Genomic DNA, 424 nt, shown 5'->3' on the forward strand with positions numbered 1-424 from the left:
GGAAATATTTGTCTTCTTCAGCGACCTTGGGCTGGTATTTTTTTATAAGCCGGTCGAGTGCAGGAATAGAGTCCAAAGCTTCTTTATATTCTTCATCTGAAGTTTCATCTAAAAGTTCGAATCCGCTTTCGGAGAAGAACCATTCTACTATCTCTGAATATGGGTCTTCGGCATCGGGTTTCTGAAGCTTCTCGATTTTAGGGAACATAGTTGGGAACAGCGTTTTTACGGCTTCTCCAATAAGCTCCTGGGCTACGAAAGCACTTCCCTCCTGTTCTCCTTCATAGACAAGTTCTATTTTTCCCGTGATCGACGGAATAACTCCCAGAAAATCTCCGAACCTTAGAAGCGTCTTTTTTTCGTCATTTTTGACAGCCCTGCGTTCGGCCGTGCTCATAAGGTTTTCATAGGCTGTGATTCCGAG

General features: G+C 43.9%; 1 pseudogene. It reads right to left on the minus strand.

The features are described 5' to 3' along the window. Nucleotides 1-424 (minus strand): annotated as a pseudogene (locus HC175_RS19220) (magnesium chelatase); the annotation flags it as partial.

This window comes from Salinimicrobium oceani, from assembly GCF_012037645.1.